The sequence below is a fragment of the Hyphomonas sp. UBA3601 genome (genome assembly GCF_002375605.1).
Lineage (GTDB): Bacteria > Pseudomonadota > Alphaproteobacteria > Caulobacterales > Hyphomonadaceae > Hyphomonas.
The window spans coordinates 39,661-42,379 of the sequence record NZ_DFME01000026.1 but is presented as its reverse complement, the minus strand read 5'-3'; the positions used below and the strand labels follow the sequence as shown (position 1 = coordinate 42,379).

4 protein-coding genes are annotated in these 2,719 nt (G+C 58.6%); all 4 read left to right on the top strand.

The genetic code is table 11. The features are described from left to right. A partial coding sequence (locus tag B4F73_RS02840) for a YgfZ/GcvT domain-containing protein (protein WP_290482464.1) occupies positions 1-750 on the top strand: 750 nt, incomplete at its 5' end. Continuing rightward, positions 743-1,321, top strand: coding sequence for a DNA-3-methyladenine glycosylase I (locus tag B4F73_RS02835; RefSeq protein WP_206992551.1), 579 nt, complete (start codon positions 743-745; stop codon positions 1,319-1,321). The genes B4F73_RS02840 and B4F73_RS02835, both read left to right, overlap by 8 nt. A gap of 3 nt (positions 1,322-1,324) precedes the next feature. Beyond that, complete coding sequence (locus tag B4F73_RS02830) at positions 1,325-1,639, top strand: hypothetical protein (RefSeq protein WP_206992550.1); 315 nt, start codon at positions 1,325-1,327, stop codon at positions 1,637-1,639. 118 nt (positions 1,640-1,757) lie between these two features. Next, positions 1,758-2,719 (top strand): beta-ketoacyl-ACP synthase III (locus B4F73_RS02825; RefSeq protein WP_290482463.1); only part of this gene is annotated, 962 nt, incomplete at its 3' end.

The window sequence follows — 2,719 nt, the reverse complement described above, 5'->3', positions numbered from 1 at the left end:
CTTGGGCGCACCGTGACCCATTCGGTCGACAACTGGCAGACTGGAGAAATGCGCTATGGCGCGCTGCTGACGCCGCAAGGCAAGGTGATCGCGGATTATCTCGCCATGCTGGCGCTCGAAAACATCTATATTGACGTCCATGCCGACGCCGCCGATGACCTGGAGAAGCGCCTGAAAATGTTCAGGATGCGCAATGACGTCGCAATTGACCGGCTTACCGAGGATGTCGTGACCGAAGGCAGCTGGATCGACATCCGCTCCCCCCAATTGCCGCATCGCGCGATTACACCTGTTGGCGTCTCCGGCATCGAAATGCCGGCCCAGGAATGGCATGCCGCACGGATCGCGGCGGGCGTGCCGGAATGGGGCGCGGACTATCGAGGATCAGAGGTTTTCCCGACCGATATCAACATGGATATGATGAACGGCATCGACTACAAGAAAGGCTGTTTCGTCGGTCAGGAAGTGGCGAGCCGCATGAAGCGCAAGGGCAAAATTCGCAAGCGCACGGTGAAAGTCACTGGCGACGCGCTGGAAGCCGGCATGGATATTCTCGCGGACGCCCCAATCGGCACCGTGACCAGCGTGGCTGGATCTGCCGGCCTTGCCCTCATCCGCACCGACCGACTGGCCAAAGCCGAACAGGATGGCAAATCATTCACTTGCAACGGCGCGGCCGTCACCTTTGACTTGACCGAATGGCAACGCGCCGAAGTCGACGCGCATCTGGCGGAACCAGCCCATGACTGAAACCTTTCCCTGCGCATGGGCCCCGCTTACCGACGAGCTATATCGAAACTACCACGATACCGAATGGGGTGTGCCTGAAAGGGATGGCCGCGCGCTCTGGGAAAAACTGCAACTGGACGGCATGCAGGCCGGGCTCGCCTGGATCACCATCCTCCGCAAGCGGGACAGCATTCGCGAAGAGTTCGATAACTTCGATCCGGAAAAGATTGCCCGCTGGACACCTGCCCGCGCCGCCAAGGCGCTGACAAACCCCGGCATCATCCGCAGCCCAAAAAAGGTCGAAGCCGTGATTGGCAATGCCCAGGCCTATCTCGCCATGGAAGAGGCAGGGGAAGGTTTTTCCGACTATTGCTGGCGCGTCGTGGGCGGAACGCCAACCATCAATAAATGGAAGCATTTCCGGGACGCACCAACCCAAACCAGTTGGTCAGCTGCAATGTCAAAAGACCTCAAGAAACGCGGGTTCAAATTTGTTGGCCCCACAATCGTCTACGCATGGGCGCAGGCGGTTGGCATGGTCAATGACCATGATGTAGCCTGCCCCCGACACATCGCCGTCCAGGAGACCTGATTCATGAAAGCCAGTTTGATTGCCGCTGCCCTCATCGCGCTGCCGACGCTGGTCGCGTGCGCAACTTCCTCAATCGATCAGACCAATCGAGCGGAAGCCTGGAGTCGGTGCCGCACAGCCCCCAACCCGGAAACCCGCGATCGATGCATTGAGACGGAAATGGCTCTGATGACGGCGCGACAGGAACGCGAAGCTGCGTCTCGCGCCGAAAGACGCAAGGCAGCTGAAGAAAGTCAGGCCATCCACGAGGCCCAGGGCATTTCGCGAGAAGACGCGCGTCAAACCTCGGATTCCGGACTGCGCCTGCCGGACGAGTGAACAGCCACCGGCTCTTGCCAAACCCGGCATCTCGTCCAACACTGTCGGACAAGCTAAACCTTTGTAGACTCAAACAGAATTGGTCCGCACTTCGGCGGTTCTGGAATAGAGGGCAGGAATGAATACACCCGTGATTTCGGCGACAGGTCTCTGGACGCCGCCCAACTCGATTTCCAATGAAGAATTGGTTCACAGCTACAATGTATGGGCTGACAACTGGAACCGGGAACGCGCGGCAGATATCAGCGCGGGATTGATCGAGCCGAAAACCCATTCATCGGTAGAGTTCATCCAGAAGGCATCCGGCATCAAATCGCGCTTCGTGATCGACAAGGCCGGCATCCTGGATCCTGACATCATGGCACCGCGCATTGCCGAACGTCCGAATGATCGCATTTCCGTATTGGCCGAGATTGCGGTAAATGCCGCGCGCGATGCGCTGGAGCGTTCGGGCCGCAAAGCCGAAGACGTTGACGCCGTTATCTGCGCCGCGTCCAACATGCAGCGCGCCTATCCCGCCATGGCGGTCGAAGTGCAGGACGCATTGGGGTGTGGCGGCTTTGCCTTTGACATGAATGTGGCGTGCTCGTCGGCCACATTCGGCATTCAGACCGCAGCTGACTTCATCCGGTCCGGTAGCGCGAAATCCGTGCTGGTGGTGAATCCGGAAATCTGTTCCGGCCACCTGAATTTCACGGATCGCGACAGCCATTTCATCTTTGGCGACGTGGCCACAGCTATCCTTGTCGAGGAAGAGAGCATTGCACCGGTCGGCCATTGGAAGATTCTTGGCACCAAACTGAAGACCCAGTTCTCGAACAATATCCGCAACAATTTCGGGTTCCTGAACCGCGCCGCGCCAGAAGGCATCGACGCGCCGGACAAGCTGTTCGTTCAGGAAGGCCGCAAAGTTTTCAAGGAAGTCGTGCCGATGGTGGCGAACATGATCGCGTCGCAGATGGAAGAACTGGACATTAAGCCGGAAGGTCTGCGCCGCATGTGGCTGCATCAGGCAAATGCCAATATGAATCGCCTGATCTCGTCCAAGGTGCTGGGGCGCGAAGCGACGGAGGACGAAAG

What these genes read in the sequence shown, in the direction of transcription:
- B4F73_RS02835 (WP_206992551.1), top strand. Translation starts at nt 743, where the DNA reads ATGACTGAAACCTTTCCCTGCGCATGGGCCCCGCTTACCGACGAGCTA.
- B4F73_RS02830 (WP_206992550.1), top strand. Translation starts at nt 1,325, where the DNA reads ATGAAAGCCAGTTTGATTGCCGCTGCCCTCATCGCGCTGCCGACGCTG.